Source organism: Rhodoferax sp., assembly GCF_028688795.1.
Taxonomy (GTDB): domain Bacteria; phylum Pseudomonadota; class Gammaproteobacteria; order Burkholderiales; family Burkholderiaceae_C; genus Rhodoferax.
The window spans coordinates 86,245-100,674 of sequence record NZ_JAQTXM010000002.1 but is presented as its reverse complement, the minus strand read 5'-3'; the positions used below and the strand labels follow the sequence as shown (position 1 = coordinate 100,674).

Below are 14,430 nucleotides of genomic sequence, written 5' to 3'. Positions count from 1 at the left end.
AACGGGCGAGTCATTTCCGCCCGTTTTTTTTGGTCGATTGTTTTTGTTAGATCGAATTTAAGGCTGGGAAATTGGTGGCGCTCAAGGAAATTGTTGAACAAATTGTGACCGGCTTAGGCTATGACTTGGTGGAAATTGAACGTTCTGCTGGTGGTTTGCTGCGCATCACCATCGACTTGCCTTGGGCCAAACCTGTTGATGCTGAATCTGTCGTTGAGCAGTTTGTGACGGTGGAAGACTGCGAAAAGGTCACTCGGCAACTGCAATTTGCGCTTGAGGTGGATCAAATTGAGTACAGCCGTCTTGAGGTCTCGTCGCCCGGTATCGATCGCCCGTTGCGCAACGATCAGGATTTTGAACGTTTTGTCGGTCACACCATTGATGTGACCCTGAAGGCGCCAATTGGCGCAGCAGCATCCGGTCAGGTTAATGCCAATCGCAAGAAGTTCCGGGGTGTTCTGGAGCGTGCTGAGGCTACGCCGGGTGCGACCGAGGCTGCGCAAGCTGAGTTGGCTTGGCAGATCGTCTGGCGTGACGAGATTGATGCAAAACCAGGCCAAAAGATCAGCAAAAAGCGCGTGTTGCCTCCGCTGCAGGCGCTTGGATTTGTATTGAGTGAGATCAAAGAGGCGCGTCTGGCGCCCATCGTCAGTTTCAAAGGCCGCGCGCAAGCGTCTCCATTGGATCTGTCGGAACCCAATTTGAATTGAAACAGGAGAGTCATGGCATGAATCGCGAAATGTTAATGTTGGTGGACGCCATCTCACGTGAGAAAAACGTCGAACGCGACGTGGTGTTTGGTGCTGTAGAGGCTGCGCTGGCCCAGGCCACAAAGAAGCTTTATGTTGGTGAGGTCGACATTCGCGTGTCGCTCAATCGTGACACCGGCGTGTACGAAACTTTCCGCCGTTGGCATGTGGTACCGGATGAGGCGGGCCTGCAATTGCCTGACCAGGAAATTTTGCTGTTTGAAGCCAAAGAGCAAATTCCGGACATCGAGGTGGATGAGTACATCGAGGAAACCATCGAGTCCGTGCCGATTGGTCGCATTGGCGCCATGGCTGCGAAACAGGTCATTCTGCAAAAAATTCGTGATGCCGAGCGTGAAATGTTGCTCAACGATTTCATGTCGCGTGGCGACAAAATCTTTGTTGGCACCGTTAAGCGCATGGACAAGGGTGATCTGATTGTGGAATCTGGTCGCGTTGAGGGCCGTCTGCGTCGTAACGAGATGATTCCGAAGGAAAACTTTCGTACTGGCGACCGTGTGCGCGCCATGATCATGGAAGTTGACCTGACCCTGCGCGGCGCACCCATTGTGTTGTCGCGATCTGCGCCGGAATTCATGATCGAGCTGTTTCGCAACGAAGTGCCTGAAATTGAGCAGGGTCTGCTAGAGATCAAAACCTGTGCCCGTGATGCGGGTTCACGTGCCAAGATCGCCGTGTTGTCGCACGATAAGCGCGTTGATCCCATTGGGACCTGTGTCGGTGTGCGTGGCACGCGTGTCAATGCGGTCACCAACGAGCTCGCTGGCGAACGCGTGGACATTGTGCTGTGGAGCGAAGACCCGGCGCAGTTCGTCATTGGCGCGCTGGCACCTGCCAATGTGAGCAGCATTGTGGTGGATGAAGAGCGCCACGCCATGGATGTGGTGGTTGATGAAGAAAACCTGGCGATTGCCATTGGCCGTGGCGGGCAAAACGTCCGCTTGGCGGCTGAACTCACAGGGTGGAAAATCAACATCCTTGATGCTGCTGAATCTGCCGAGAAGCAAGCCTCTGAGGTTGATGTGAGCCGGCAACTGTTCATGGAAAAGCTTGATGTCGACCAGGAGATTGCTGATCTGTTGATCGCTGAAGGATTTGCCAGTCTGGAACAAGTGGCTTATGTGCCACTTGAAGAAATGCTGGAAATCGAGAGCTTTGACGAGGACACCGTGAACGAATTGCGTACACGCGCCAAAGATGCTTTGTTGACGATGGAAATCGCCAACGAGGAAAGCGTGGGCGATGGGGTGCTTGAGTTGCGTGACCTGCAAGGTTTGACGCCTGAACTCATCGCCAAACTGGCGGAAAATGGTGTCCATACGCTTGACGATCTGGGTGACCTGGCCGTTGACGAATTGACAGAAATTACCGGCCAGTCCGCAGATGAAGCCAAATCTTTGATCATGAAGGCGCGCGAACATTGGTTTTCCAATGACGCATCTTCACAAGAGTCTTGATCATGAATACACAGTTTAAGTAAGGACTCAACACTGCCCGCAGGGCGTGAAAGTCGGAACTAAAGGTTACCCAAAAAATGTCCAGTATGACCGTCGCCGAGTTTGCCAATGAACTCAAAAAATCTACCGATACGTTGCTCGAACAATTCAAGTCGGCAGGCGTGGCTAAAACAGCCGCGTCTGATCATCTCACTGAATCTGACAAGCAGCGCCTGTTGAGCTACCTGCAGGCCAGTCATGGCACTGCAACGGGTGAGCGCAAAAAGATCACGTTGGTCAAAAAATCGACCACCGAGATCAAGCAGGCCGATGCCAGCGGTAAAGCTCGCACGATTCAGGTGGAAGTGCGTAAAAAGCGCACCTTTGTGCGCCGCGACGATACGCTGGATGTGCCTGCGGAGGCGGCTGAACACGAGGTGGTGCAAGATGAAACGCCTGAAATTGATCACGCAGAACTTTCACGTCGTGAAGAAGAAGCCAGTCGCCAGGCTGAACTGATCCGTCACCAGGAAGAAGAATTGGCTGAGCGTCGTCGCCAACGTGAAGCCCAGGAGGCTGCAGCCCAACAGGCGGCTGAATTGGCTGCAACCCAAGCCGCCCAAGCGGCGGAGACCTTGGCACGTGCACGCCAGCAAGCGCTGCAGAGTCAGCCCAAAGTCGCCCCAAGTGCTGCCGATGACAGTGCCGCCCAGGCTGCCAAAGAGCTTGCTGCTGCACAAGCACAGGCCAAGGAAAGTGCCGACCTGCAAGCTCGCGCGGTTGCCAAGGAAAAGGCTGCAGCTGAGTCACAAATCCGCCTGGCTGAGGAGCAAGCGCGCGCGTTGGACTTAACCGATCGCCGACGCAAGGCGGAAAATGAGGCTGCGGCGATTCGCCTGATGATGTCTCAGCCTGGCAAGAAGCTGCCACCCCCGCCAAAACCACCAGAACCAAAGCCGGTCGTCAAGACGGTTGATGCGGCCAAAGCTGGTATCAAGGGCACCCTGCACAAGCCACCAGGTGGCGCACCAGCCAAACCTGCCACCGCTGCCGCACCCGCAGCAGGTGCCGCAGCCGGTGCTGGCAAGGAAGTTAAATCAGCCAAGCTGTCTAGCAGCTGGGCAGGGGACCCGGCCAAGAAAAAAGGCATTCCAACCCGTGGCGATACCGGCGCAGGTGCCGGGCGTGGTGGCAACTGGCGCGGAGGTCCAAGGGGCCGTCGTGGCAGCAATGACCGCGACCGCAATGATCAACATGGCCAATCGGCACCGGCGGAGGTCCGTGTGCTTGAGGTCCATGTGCCAGAAACCATCACAGTGGCCGAATTGGCCCACAAGATGGCGGTCAAGGCGTCGGAAGTGATCAAACACCTGATGAAGCTGGGTCAGATGGTCACCATCAACCAGCCTCTGGATCAAGACACTGCCATGATTTTGGTGGAAGAAATGGGTCACAAAGCCATTGTGGCTGCGCTTGATGACCCCGAAGCGTTTACTGACGATGAAGTGCAGCAACAGCATGCAGAATCGTTGCCGCGCGCCCCCGTGGTGACTGTGATGGGTCACGTCGATCACGGCAAGACGTCATTGCTCGATTACATTCGCCGCACAAAAGTGGCCTCTGGCGAAGCTGGTGGCATCACCCAACACATTGGTGCCTACCATGTGGAAACGACCCGCGGTGTCGTGTCCTTCCTGGATACCCCTGGCCACGAGGCGTTCACTGCCATGCGTGCCCGTGGTGCACAGGCTACCGACATTGTGATTTTGGTGGTGGCAGCGGACGACGGTGTCATGCCCCAAACAAAGGAAGCCATCAAGCACGCCAAGGCAGCTGGTGTGCCGATCGTGGTGGCCATTACCAAAGTGGACAAACCCGATGCCAGCCCTGAGCGTGTCAAAAACGAGCTCGTGGTCGAAGACGTGATTCCAGAAGATTTTGGTGGTACCTCACCTTTTGTCTCTGTGTCGGCAAAAACCGGCCAAGGCATTGACGAGTTGCTGGAGCAGGTGTTGCTGCAGGCTGAAGTGCTTGAACTCAGGGCACCGGTGGATGCCATGGCCAAGGGCCTGGTGATTGAAGCGCAACTTGACAAGGGTCGCGGGCCAGTGGCAACTGTGCTGGTTCAGTCCGGTACCCTCAAAACTGGTGACATTGTGTTGGCCGGCCAAACCTATGGTCGTGTGCGAGCCATGCTGGATGAAAACGGCAAGTCCGTCAAGTCCGCTGGGCCGTCGATTCCGGTGGAAATTCAGGGCTTGACCGAGGTGCCGCAAGCGGGTGACGAGTTCATGGTGCTGACTGACGAGCGTCGGGCCCGTGAAATCGCCACTTACCGTGCCGGCAAGTTCCGTCATACCAAGCTGGCCAAGCAGCAAGCAGCCAAGCTGGAAAACATGTTCACGGATATGACCGCTGGTGAAGTCAAGATGGTGCCGATCATCGTCAAGGCCGATGTGCAGGGTTCGCAAGAAGCTTTGGCGCAGTCGCTGCTCAAGCTTTCCACAGACGAAATCAAGGTTCAACTGGTGTACGCCGCAGTGGGTGGTATCAGTGAATCCGACGTCAATTTGGCGATTGCTTCTAAAGCCGTCATCATTGGCTTCAACACCCGTGCCGATGCCGGCGCGCGCAAGTTGGCCGAAAACAACGGGGTCGACATCCGTTACTACGACATCATTTATGACGCCGTGGACGATTTGAAGTTGGCCATGTCCGGCATGTTGACGCCAGACAAGAAGGAAGAAGTCATTGGTACCGCCGAAATTCGCCAGATTTTCAAGGTCACCAAGATTGGCTCCATTGCTGGCTGTATGGTTACTGCTGGCGTGGTGCGTCGCACCGCACGCTTGCGTTTGCTGCGTCAGAACACGGTGATATACACCGGCGAACTCGATTCGCTCAAACGCTTCAAGGACGATGTCAAGGAAGTGCGCGAAGGCTTCGACTGCGGCTTGAACATCAAGAACTACAACGACATCGAAATCGGGGACGTGTTGGAGTTCTTTGAAATTCGTGAAGTTGCCCGTACCTTGTGATCGCAGTGAGTCAAAGACGTGCCTAAAAAGTCATCTACTCCCAACCGGGCGTTCAAAGTTGCCGATCAGATCCAGCGGGATCTGACTGAACTGATCGCCCGTGAGCTCAAGGATCCGCGCGTGGGCATGGTCACTATTCAGGGTGTTGAAGTAACACCTGATTACGCCCATGCCAAGGTTTTTTTCAGCCTGCTTGCCGGTGATGTGAAGGCCTGTTCTGAGGGGCTGAATCAGGCCGCTGGCTTCCTGCGCAGCGGCTTGTTCAAGCGCTTGCACATTCACACTGTGCCGACTTTGCACTTCATCTACGACCAAACGCCTGAGCGCGCGGCCGACATGAATGCACTGATTGCGCGTGCAGTGGCGTCCCGAGTCAAAGAGGACTGAACATGACAAAAGCGCCACGTGCACGGGTTGCAAGGCGCCCTGTGCATGGGGTGCTGTTGCTGGACAAACCATTGGGCTGGTCCAGCAATGATATTTTGCAGAAGGTGAAATGGCTCTTGCGGGCCGAAAAAGCTGGGCATACAGGTACGCTGGATCCTTTGGCCAGTGGCGTTTTGCCCCTGTGTTTTGGCGCTGCTACAAAGTTTAGTCAGTTGCAATTGGATGCCGACAAGACTTACCAAGCTGTCGTGTGTTTGGGCAAGAAGACCAGCACCGGCGATGCCGAAGGCGATGTGATTGAAACCCGGCCTGTGGCGGTCTCTGCACAAGATGTGTTACAGGTTGCTGATCAATTTACCGGAGTTATCAGCCAACTGCCGCCGATGCACAGCGCGTTGAAGAAAGACGGCAAGGCTTTGTATGAATATGCCAGGGCCGGTATCGAGGTAGAACGGGAGCGGCGGCAGATTACGATTTATGAGTTAAATATGGCTCTAGCCCTTGATGATATTGCGCTACCAGCTATTGATATGATAGTGAAATGCAGCAAGGGCACCTACATTCGTACATTGGGTGAAGACGTCGGCGAAGCCTTGGGTTGCGGGGCGCATTTGAGCGCACTGCGGCGAGTGGCTACGGGCGGCTTTGAAGAGCCACAGTGTGTGACGCTGGAAGCCCTTGAGGCCATGACCGAAGACGAGCGGTTGGCGTGCCTGCTTCCGGTGGACAGTTTGTTGGTGAATCATATGGTGGTCACACTTGACGCTGACAATACCAGCCGATTCTTGAGCGGCGTGCGCCGTCGTGGCGCTTGGCCAGACGCGGTGCAAGTCGCGGTGTATGAAGAAAAAACGAAAGCGCTGCTGGGCACTGCCCATGTGGTAGCAGGTGAGTTAATCCCCGGGCGGCTGCTCAGCCCGATCGAAATTGAACAGATTGCAAATGCATCCCGGACTCAGGCGTGTCCCAACACACCCGATGTTCAACCCATTTAAGAAAGTGAACCATGGCACATAAACAAATACGAAACATTGCGATCATTGCCCACGTTGACCACGGTAAAACGACCATGGTTGACCAATTGCTGCGTCAGTCCGGCACTTTTGCCGAACACGAAAAAGTGGTCGACACCGTGATGGACAACAACGCGATTGAAAAAGAGCGTGGCATTACCATTTTGGCCAAGAACTGTGCCGTGACCTGGGAAGGCACACACATCAACATTGTTGATACACCCGGCCACGCCGACTTTGGTGGTGAAGTAGAGCGTGCCCTGAGCATGGTTGACGGTGTGGTGCTGTTGATTGATGCCCAAGAAGGCCCCATGCCACAAACCCGTTTTGTGACCAAGAAGGCGCTGGCCTTGGGTCTGAAACCGATTTTGGTGGTCAACAAGGTGGACAAGCCCGGTGCACGTCCGCAATTTGTGGTGAACGCTGCATTTGATTTGTTTGACAAGCTTGGTGCCACGGATGAGCAGCTTGATTTTCCGGTGGTTTATGCCTCGGGCATCAATGGTTGGTCGTCAATGGAAGAGGGCGGCCAGGGCGAACAATGGGGTCCCGACATGTCGGCCCTGTTCAACACCATCTTGCAACACGTGCCCCACCAACAGGGTGACCCTGCGGCGCCGCTGCAATTGCAAATTTCGGCGCTCGACTTTTCGACCTTTGTCGGTCGCATTGGCGTTGGCCGCATCAGCCAAGGCACGATCCGTCCCATGATGGACGTGGTGGTCATGGAAGGCACAGATGGCAAGGCCGTCAAGGGCCGGGTCAATCAGGTGTTGACCTTCCAGGGGCTGGAGCGCGTGCAGACCGATGAAGCGGGTCCAGGTGAAATTGTGCTGATCAATGGCCTGACAGACATCGGCATTGGTGTCACCATCACCGATCCAACCAATCCTGCACCGTTGCCTATGCTCAAGGTGGACGAACCCACCCTGACCATGAATTTTTGCGTGAATACCAGCCCATTGGCTGGCCGTGAAGGCAAGTTTGTCACCAGCCGTCAAATTTGGGACCGCCTGCAAAAAGAACTGCAACACAACGTGGCGCTGCGCGTCAAGGAAACTGACGAAGAAGGTATCTTTGAAGTCATGGGCCGCGGTGAACTGCACTTGACCATTTTGCTGGAAAACATGCGCCGCGAAGGTTATGAGCTGGCCGTGAGCAAGCCACGTGTGGTGATCAAGGAAGTCAATGGCGAGAAGCACGAGCCTATCGAAATGGTGACGGTTGACGTGGAAGAGCAACATCAAGGTGGCGTCATGCAAGCCTTAGGTGAACGCAAGGGCGACCTGGTCAACATGGAACCCGATGGCCGTGGCCGTGTCCGCCTGGAATACCGCATTCCAGCGCGTGGTTTGATTGGTTTTACCAACGAGTTTTTGAACTTGACGCGTGGCTCTGGCCTGATCTCGAATATTTTTGACAGCTACGAACCCCATAAGGGTGAAATCGGCGGCCGTAAAAATGGTGTGTTGATCTCCATGGACGCTGGTGAAATCTTCAACTACGCCCTGGGCAAGCTCGATGACCGTGGCCGCATGTTCGTCACGGCAAATGATCCGGTGTACGAAGGCATGATTGTGGGCATCCACAACCGTGACAACGATCTGGTGGTGAATGCCACGCGTACCAAGCAGCTGACCAACTTCCGCGTGAGTGGCAAGGAAGACGCGATCAAGATCACGCCACCGATCCAGTTGACGCTGGAATATGGTGTGGAATTCATTGAAGACGACGAACTGGTTGAAATCACACCCAAGTCGATTCGCCTGCGCAAGCGTCATTTGTCTGAACATGACCGCAAGAAGGCTGGCCGCAACGGCTGATCATCCAGCAGCTTGCTGAGGCATCCGTAAAAACGGGAGCCAACAGGGCGTTGTCACTTCTGCTTGCGCTGAAGTGGCAGCGCTTTTTTCATGTTTGAGTCCAATAGGACGCTTGAAGGTCAGGTTTGAAACTCTCCCATAACCGTGCCGTACTTTTGATGGTGGGTGTGACCCTGATGTGGTCCATCGCGGGCGTGGTGACGCGGCATCTGGAGCACGCGCAGAAGTTTGAGGTGACCTTTTGGCGCAGCTTCTTCACCATGCTTTGCCTGCTGGTGCTGTTGCCGCTTTTCAAAGGGCGTGGCGTCTTCAGGCGCATGCGCCACGGCGGCGCAGTCATGTGGCTGTCTGGCTTGTGCTGGAGCGGCATGATGACCTTTTTCATGGTGGCCCTCATGCTCACCACGGTGGCCAATGTGCTGGTCACGATGGCCCTGACCCCCTTGCTCACCGCCCTGGCTGCACGCATCTTCATCGGTCACCGCATTCCATTGCGCACATGGTTGGCCATTGTGGTTGCGGGCGCTGGCATTGCCTACATGTATGCCAGCCAGTTGGGGCAGGGTGTTAGCCTGGCGGGTACCTTGGTGGCGCTGTGTGTGCCGGTAGCCGGTGCTGCCAACTGGACCATCACGCAACACGCCCATGCACAGGGTCACGACGTGGACCTGGTTCCAGCGGTGTTGATCGGCGCGGCGCTGTCGGCGCTTGTGACGCTACCACTGGCCTGGCCGTTTCAGGCCTCCATCCATGATTTGTGGCTGTTGTCCGGTCTTGGGTTGGTTCAATTGGCGATTCCATGTGTGTTGGTGGTAGTTTGTGCGCGTGTGCTGAAGGCGCCGGAAGTGGCGCTGCTGGGCCTGTTGGAGGTGATTTTTGGAATCTTGCTGGCTTGGGTCGGTGCTGGCGAGGTGCCGGGGCATGACGTGTTCGTCGGAGGCGCGCTGGTGATCGGTGCGCTGGTGGCCAATGAGTTGGTGGCATGGAGGGGCCGGGCATGAGTGATCTGTTGAATGATGTGTTATGCGGGGTGCGCGGGCAGGTGGGTTTCATCACCTTGAACCGGCCGCAAGCGCTCAATGCCTTGACGCTGTCCATGGTTCGGGATTTGACGACCTGCCTGCTGGCCTGGCGCGAGGATGATCGTGTCAGGGCGGTGGCGATTCGTGGCAGCAACAAGGCCGGGCTGTTTGGTGCATTCTGTGCGGGCGGCGACATCCGCTTTTTTCACCAGGCCTTGGTGTCGGGTGACCCAAGCCCAGAAGATTTTTTTACCGAGGAATACACCCTCAACCATTTGATTTACAGCTACCCCAAGCCGTTCATCGCCTTCATGGATGGTGTTGTGATGGGCGGCGGCATGGGCATCAGCCAGGGTGCATCGCATCGCTTGGTGACTTCACGCACCAAGATGGCGATGCCTGAGACCGCCATTGGTCTGTTTCCCGATGTTGGCGGCGGCTATTTTTTGAGCCACTGCCCCGGCTATTGTGGTGAGTGGCTGGCCCTGACAGGGACAACGGTAGGGGCAACCGAGGCCATTGAGCTTGGCTTGGCAGATCACTGTCTGGATGTGGCCGACCTGCCCCAGGCGTGGGATGCACTTGCGGCGCTTGATCCGCATGATTCACTTCAGTTAGCAAACTGGGTTGCTGCATTTAAGATAGCTTCTAACGCTTTTGATATAAGGGCTAGAGACCAAATTTATTACTATTTTTCGCTGGGCTCGGTGCGGGCCATCGTGCAAGCACTGGAAGCGGATGTCTCAGATTGGGCGCAGCAAAGCGCGGCCCAGCTGCGTCAACGGTCACCCTTGATGCTGCATGTAGCGTTTGAGCAGATTCGTCGGGCGCGTCATCTGACAGTGGCGCAGGATTTGCGTATGGAGCGCGACATGATGCGGCACTGCTTTTTCCCGGCGCACTTGAACCGAAGCGGTCGCCAGACCGAAGCTGCCGAGGGGATTCGCGCCTTGGTCATTGACAAGGACAACGCGCCCCGCTGGCAGCCAGCACGCATTGAAGACGTTACGCCTGACATGGTGCAGCCGTTTTTCAGCAGCCCGTGGCCTACCCACAGCCACCCGCTGCGTGCGCTCACCTGATAGGTTTTACAGCTGCTGGTAGACCACTTGCGCCAGTTTCATGAGTGCGTCGCGTGGCAGCTGGCCCGTCAGCGCGTAGCCAAACCCGTGGTCCACCCAATAGAAACTGGGCACACCGGCTTGGGGCTCATATCGAAATGCTGTTTCCTGGCCGGAAAACGGCTTGGCTTTTGCAGGTACTGTTAGCGTTCCCAGATACAGGGTGACCCGGCCACCGGCTGCGTTTTGGAACATGAACTGGGCCCTTGCGCCAGTGTCACCAGGCAACAGCCTGCCGCCCACCAACTCAAACCCTTGCGCCGTCAAATCAGGCACCTTGAGCGGTTTGCTGAGGCGTTTAGAAAGCCACTGCACCAGGTGTGCCTGCTCCAGCGCCGTGACTTCGACGGGATGCCGAACTTCTGGCACATAGACGTTGTGGGCCAGACTGGCCTGACGTACGAAATCATGTTCAAGCTTTGCCCTTGCCAATTTTGGCGCTGCGGCATCAATTGCCCCGGTGCTCTGCCAACTGCTATTGGCCAGCCAGCCCGCGGCAAAAGCCAGCACCACGCTAGCAACCATGCCACCTAGGCGCAAGGTGTGGGTGGCGGTTTCGTGCGCGACACCCGTTTTCAGCGCGGCTTGTGCAAGTGCCGGGGGCACGGCGTCGTCCAGCACCTCGGTGTACAACTTTTGCAGGGCATCTCTTTGATGATGCCATTGGGTCAGGCGGCATTGCCCATCGGGGTCGGTCGCCAGTCGTTGCCGCAGCACAGCCAAAACCTCAGGCGTGCCTTGGCTGTCTGTCAGCGCGTGGCATTCATCGTCAGTCAAGGGGGCGTGGTTTGGTTTGTTCATGGAAGTCAATGGCCTATTTCAAGCGGTGCAGTGCCTGGATCGGGGTCACAGTTGCGCCGTTAGGCGTTGAGTTGTCAGAGGCATGGGCCGGTGCATCCAGCAGCGCCTGCAAGCGGACTCTGGCACGCGACAGCCGTGACATCACCGTGCCTATCGGGACTCCCGTGACCTTGGCAACTTCGGCATAACTCATGTCTTCCATGCTCACCAGCAACAGCACCTCGCGTTGCTCTGGGGGCAGACGCAGCAGGCAGCGCTGCAAGTCCAGTGTCTGGCCCGTGTCTGATTCGGGTGCTTGCAACTCATTGACCACATCGGCAATGTCCACCAGCGTCAAGTGTTGGCCAGCAGCGGTCTGGCGCAACTGGTTGATGAACAGGTTGTGCATCACGCTGAACAACCAGGCGCGCAGATTCGAGCCCACGAGCCACAAACGCCACTTGCTGCAGGCACGCTCCAGCGTGTCCTGCACCAAGTCGTCAGCTGCCCAGGCGTTGCCTGTCAATGCCCGCGCATAGCGGCGCAGCGACGGAATCTGGGCCACCAGGAGTTCAGGGCTCAAGGGCTTGACTCAGGCTTGAGCCGACGTACGGTGCAACGAGACACATGGAGCCGGTGCTGCGTCAGGGTTTTGCGACCTGCCAAACCTTGTTGACGCCATCACCCGTCTTGTCGCCAGGCTTGCTGTCCTTGATCCAGTAATAGACTGGCTTGCCCTTGACAGCCCATTGTTTGCTACCGTCGTCGCGGGTAATGATGCTGTAATCACCATGGGCTGAATCGCTCGGATTTGCAGCCAGCGGCGGCCAATTGGCTGCGCATGGGCCATTGCAGGTGGACTTGCTGCTGCCTGCCACATCCTTGTCAAAGGTGTAAAGCGTCATGCCACTGGGGCCAACCAGCACGCCGTCGGAGACTTTTACGGGGGCCGATGCCATGGAGGCGCAACCGGCCAAAATGGCCAGAGTGACAGATGCAATGAACAGCGCTGGTGATTTGAGTGTCATGGTGAGTTCCTTGATTAGGTGAGCGCAAACAAGCGTTTGCACACCATGAACACCGGAATCAGAGGTTTTATTCCCATCCTTGCAAATAATTTAACTGCGGTGAATTTTCATGGCGCGTTCTACCTCGCGCTTTCCTTCACGGTCTTTGATGGTGTCGCGCTTGTCGTGCTCGGCCTTGCCTTTGGCCAAGGCCACTTCACATTTCACCTTGCCGTTTTTCCAATGCAGGTTGATGGGCACCAGCGTGTAGCCTTTTTGTTCGATCTTGCCGATCAGGCGCTTGATTTCCTCCTTGTGCATCAGTAGCTTCTTGGTGCGCTGCCGGTCCGGGCTGATGTGGGTTGAGGCGGTGCCAAGCGGTTGGATTTGCAGGCCGATGATGAACAACTCGCCATTGCGAATCACCACGTAGCCCTCGGTCAATTGAACCTTGCCTTCGCGTAGCGATTTGACTTCCCAGCCTTCGAGAACAATGCCCGCTTCAAAGCGCTCCTCAAAAAAATAATTGAAGGCGGCTTTTTTGTTGTCGGCAATGCGGCTTGAGGTGTCTGGTTTTTTGGCCATGTCGTGCGTTTGGAGTTTTTGTGAATGCGAACCAGGCTTGACTACAATCCCGCGCAGACCCCTATTCTATGAAAACAGTTAAAAAGTCCGTCTTAATTTGGTACAGCCCGGCCGAAATGTACCGTCTGGTCACTGATGTTGATCAATATCCGCAATTTTTGCCCTGGTGTGATAAAGCGCGCGTGGTGTCGCTGGAAGAAAACGGCATGTTGGCCGAAATTGGCATTGCTTTTTCTGGCATTCACCAAACCTTCACCACACGCAATGCCCACATTCAAGACCGTCAGGTGATCATTGATTTGGTCAACGGACCCTTTTCAAAGCTGGAAGGTGAATGGAACTTTTTGTCCTTGGGTGAGACCGAGCAGCGTGCCTGCAAGGTCGAGCTGGCGTTGACCTATGGTTTTGACAATGCCCTGGGGCGCCTCATTAGCCCGGTGTTTGACAAGATTGCCGGCAGCATGGTCGATGCGTTTGTCAAGCGTGCCAAACAGGTTTATGGTGAGTGAATCCCGCCTGCGCGTGACGGTGGTTTATTCACCAGCGGCACGTGAGGTCGGTGAAGTCTCCCTCGAATTAGCGGCGCCTTGCAGCGTGCTGCAGGCCTTGCAGCAAAGCGGCTTGCTGGCCCGTTATCCGGAAATCGACAACCTGCTCACCACGGTGGGTGTCTGGGGGCGAAAAGCGCCGCTGGACCAATTGTTGCGGGATCAGGATCGCGTGGAGGTTTATCGACCTTTGCGAGTCGACCCCAAGGTGGCGCGCCGGGAGCGTTTCGTCAGCCAAGGCAGCCGAGGCACCGGCCTGTTTGACAAAAAGCGGGCGGGCGCTAAAGCGGGTTATTGAGGCAGGCTACTAAGACGCGGTTGCTCAGGCAACTCACCTTTATGTGCCTGCTGGCACACTGCAAAAGGCTTATTTGCAGTCGCTCTCCACAATGGCCTGGATGCGTTTGGCCTCTGCTGCGCGCGCGGCATCATCCATGATTTCGCGCTCACCCTGGCTGTTGATGCGGCCAATCCGCACGCCTGAATCCAGTCCTTTTTGGGCCAATCTGGCGCGCTGACAGTTGTCAGCTTTGGCCTTGGTGATGCGGTCTTCTTCGGCTTTGCGCAGTGCGGCTTGTGCCTGTTCTTCTTTCTTCTTGCGCTCGGCCAAGTCTTTGTCGACACCGGTTGCATTTGGTTTGCTGCCTTCCGATGTCGGGGCTGAGGTTTTGGTCGCCGGCTCGCCCGCAACAGAATTCAAGGTCAAGTCCTGCGAGGGCAACCGCGCACCAGACCCTGGGCGTTTGAAAATGCTTTTGTCAGGCACATCGGCTGAAGGCGCGCGGTCGCTGAATACCTTGCGGCCATCCTTGTCAGTCCAGGCCCATTGGGCGCTGGCACCCAGTGGGAGCAGGCCGAGAATGACAATAAATAGACAAAGTGAATGCTTCATGGCGTGAG

15 protein-coding genes are annotated in these 14,430 nt (G+C 56.2%); 10 read left to right on the top strand and 5 right to left on the bottom strand.

What is annotated here, in order from left to right:
- Positions 1 to 74: 74 nt before the first annotated feature.
- The 8 genes from rimP to PHQ58_RS02050 all read left to right on the top strand — a co-directional run bounded on the left by rimP (position 75) and on the right by PHQ58_RS02050 (position 10,571).
- Positions 75 to 710, top strand: coding sequence for a ribosome maturation factor RimP (gene rimP / locus PHQ58_RS02085; protein ID WP_300106235.1), 636 nt, complete (start codon positions 75 to 77; stop codon positions 708 to 710).
- 17 nt (positions 711 to 727) lie between these two features.
- Positions 728 to 2,227: a transcription termination factor NusA gene (gene nusA / locus PHQ58_RS02080; RefSeq protein WP_300106233.1), complete on the top strand. Its 1,500-nt coding sequence runs from the start codon at positions 728 to 730 to the stop codon at positions 2,225 to 2,227.
- A 77-nt stretch (positions 2,228 to 2,304) separates the two neighbouring features.
- Positions 2,305 to 5,244, top strand: a complete 2,940-nt coding sequence (infB, locus tag PHQ58_RS02075) for a translation initiation factor IF-2 (protein ID WP_300106231.1) — start codon at positions 2,305 to 2,307, stop codon at positions 5,242 to 5,244.
- Positions 5,245 to 5,262: 18 nt separating this feature from the next.
- The gene (rbfA, locus tag PHQ58_RS02070; protein ID WP_300106229.1) at positions 5,263 to 5,631 is read left to right on the top strand and encodes a 30S ribosome-binding factor RbfA; all 369 of its coding nucleotides are present in this window, start codon (positions 5,263 to 5,265) and stop codon (positions 5,629 to 5,631) included.
- A 2-nt stretch (positions 5,632 to 5,633) separates the two neighbouring features.
- Positions 5,634 to 6,626: a tRNA pseudouridine(55) synthase TruB gene (gene truB / locus PHQ58_RS02065; protein ID WP_300106228.1), complete on the top strand. Its 993-nt coding sequence runs from the start codon at positions 5,634 to 5,636 to the stop codon at positions 6,624 to 6,626.
- 11 nt (positions 6,627 to 6,637) lie between these two features.
- A complete protein-coding gene (gene typA / locus PHQ58_RS02060) occupies positions 6,638 to 8,467 on the top strand; it encodes a translational GTPase TypA (protein ID WP_300106226.1) in 1,830 nt (609 codons plus the stop codon).
- A gap of 125 nt (positions 8,468 to 8,592) precedes the next feature.
- Complete coding sequence (locus PHQ58_RS02055; RefSeq protein ID WP_300106225.1) at positions 8,593 to 9,468, top strand: DMT family transporter; 876 nt, start codon at positions 8,593 to 8,595, stop codon at positions 9,466 to 9,468.
- The gene (locus PHQ58_RS02050; RefSeq protein ID WP_300106223.1) at positions 9,465 to 10,571 is read left to right on the top strand and encodes an enoyl-CoA hydratase/isomerase family protein; all 1,107 of its coding nucleotides are present in this window, start codon (positions 9,465 to 9,467) and stop codon (positions 10,569 to 10,571) included. The genes PHQ58_RS02055 and PHQ58_RS02050 overlap by 4 nt, the downstream gene beginning before the upstream one ends.
- 6 nt (positions 10,572 to 10,577) lie before the next feature.
- Here the strand turns inward: PHQ58_RS02050 and PHQ58_RS02045 are convergent, their stop codons facing one another.
- From PHQ58_RS02045 to smpB, 4 genes are all read right to left on the bottom strand, one after another.
- The gene (locus PHQ58_RS02045; protein WP_300106221.1) at positions 10,578 to 11,411 is read right to left on the bottom strand and encodes an anti-sigma factor; all 834 of its coding nucleotides are present in this window, start codon (positions 11,409 to 11,411) and stop codon (positions 10,578 to 10,580) included.
- 13 nt (positions 11,412 to 11,424) lie between these two features.
- Entirely contained in the window at positions 11,425 to 11,973 is a 549-nt protein-coding gene (locus tag PHQ58_RS02040; protein ID WP_300106219.1) for an RNA polymerase sigma factor, read from the bottom strand.
- A gap of 61 nt (positions 11,974 to 12,034) precedes the next feature.
- On the bottom strand, positions 12,035 to 12,418 hold the full coding sequence (locus PHQ58_RS02035; protein ID WP_300106217.1) for a hypothetical protein: 384 nt from the start codon (positions 12,416 to 12,418) through the stop codon (positions 12,035 to 12,037).
- A 90-nt stretch (positions 12,419 to 12,508) separates the two neighbouring features.
- Positions 12,509 to 12,982: an SsrA-binding protein SmpB gene (smpB, locus tag PHQ58_RS02030; RefSeq protein WP_300106216.1), complete on the bottom strand. Its 474-nt coding sequence runs from the start codon at positions 12,980 to 12,982 to the stop codon at positions 12,509 to 12,511.
- 68 nt (positions 12,983 to 13,050) lie between these two features.
- Between smpB and PHQ58_RS02025 the strand changes: the two genes are divergently transcribed.
- On the top strand, positions 13,051 to 13,491 hold the full coding sequence (locus PHQ58_RS02025) for a type II toxin-antitoxin system RatA family toxin (protein ID WP_300106214.1): 441 nt from the start codon (positions 13,051 to 13,053) through the stop codon (positions 13,489 to 13,491).
- Positions 13,481 to 13,828, top strand: a complete 348-nt coding sequence (locus PHQ58_RS02020) for an RnfH family protein (protein WP_300106212.1) — start codon at positions 13,481 to 13,483, stop codon at positions 13,826 to 13,828. The genes PHQ58_RS02025 and PHQ58_RS02020 overlap by 11 nt, the downstream gene beginning before the upstream one ends.
- A 69-nt stretch (positions 13,829 to 13,897) precedes the next feature.
- Here PHQ58_RS02020 and PHQ58_RS02015 read toward each other — a convergent pair whose 3' ends face one another.
- A complete protein-coding gene (locus PHQ58_RS02015; RefSeq protein WP_300106211.1) occupies positions 13,898 to 14,422 on the bottom strand; it encodes a DUF4124 domain-containing protein in 525 nt (174 codons plus the stop codon).
- Positions 14,423 to 14,430: the final 8 nt, after the last annotated feature.

Coding starts and splice junctions, on each gene's coding strand:
- typA (WP_300106226.1), top strand. CDS start 6,638: ATGGCACATAAACAAATACGAAACATTGCGATCATTGCCCACGTTGAC.
- smpB (WP_300106216.1), bottom strand. CDS start 12,982: ATGGCCAAAAAACCAGACACCTCAAGCCGCATTGCCGACAACAAAAAA.
- PHQ58_RS02050 (WP_300106223.1), top strand. CDS start 9,465: ATGAGTGATCTGTTGAATGATGTGTTATGCGGGGTGCGCGGGCAGGTG.
- PHQ58_RS02020 (WP_300106212.1), top strand. CDS start 13,481: ATGGTGAGTGAATCCCGCCTGCGCGTGACGGTGGTTTATTCACCAGCG.
- PHQ58_RS02015 (WP_300106211.1), bottom strand. CDS start 14,422: ATGAAGCATTCACTTTGTCTATTTATTGTCATTCTCGGCCTGCTCCCA.
- PHQ58_RS02025 (WP_300106214.1), top strand. CDS start 13,051: ATGAAAACAGTTAAAAAGTCCGTCTTAATTTGGTACAGCCCGGCCGAA.
- infB (WP_300106231.1), top strand. CDS start 2,305: ATGTCCAGTATGACCGTCGCCGAGTTTGCCAATGAACTCAAAAAATCT.
- truB (WP_300106228.1), top strand. CDS start 5,634: ATGACAAAAGCGCCACGTGCACGGGTTGCAAGGCGCCCTGTGCATGGG.
- nusA (WP_300106233.1), top strand. CDS start 728: ATGAATCGCGAAATGTTAATGTTGGTGGACGCCATCTCACGTGAGAAA.
- PHQ58_RS02035 (WP_300106217.1), bottom strand. CDS start 12,418: ATGACACTCAAATCACCAGCGCTGTTCATTGCATCTGTCACTCTGGCC.
- PHQ58_RS02045 (WP_300106221.1), bottom strand. CDS start 11,411: ATGAACAAACCAAACCACGCCCCCTTGACTGACGATGAATGCCACGCG.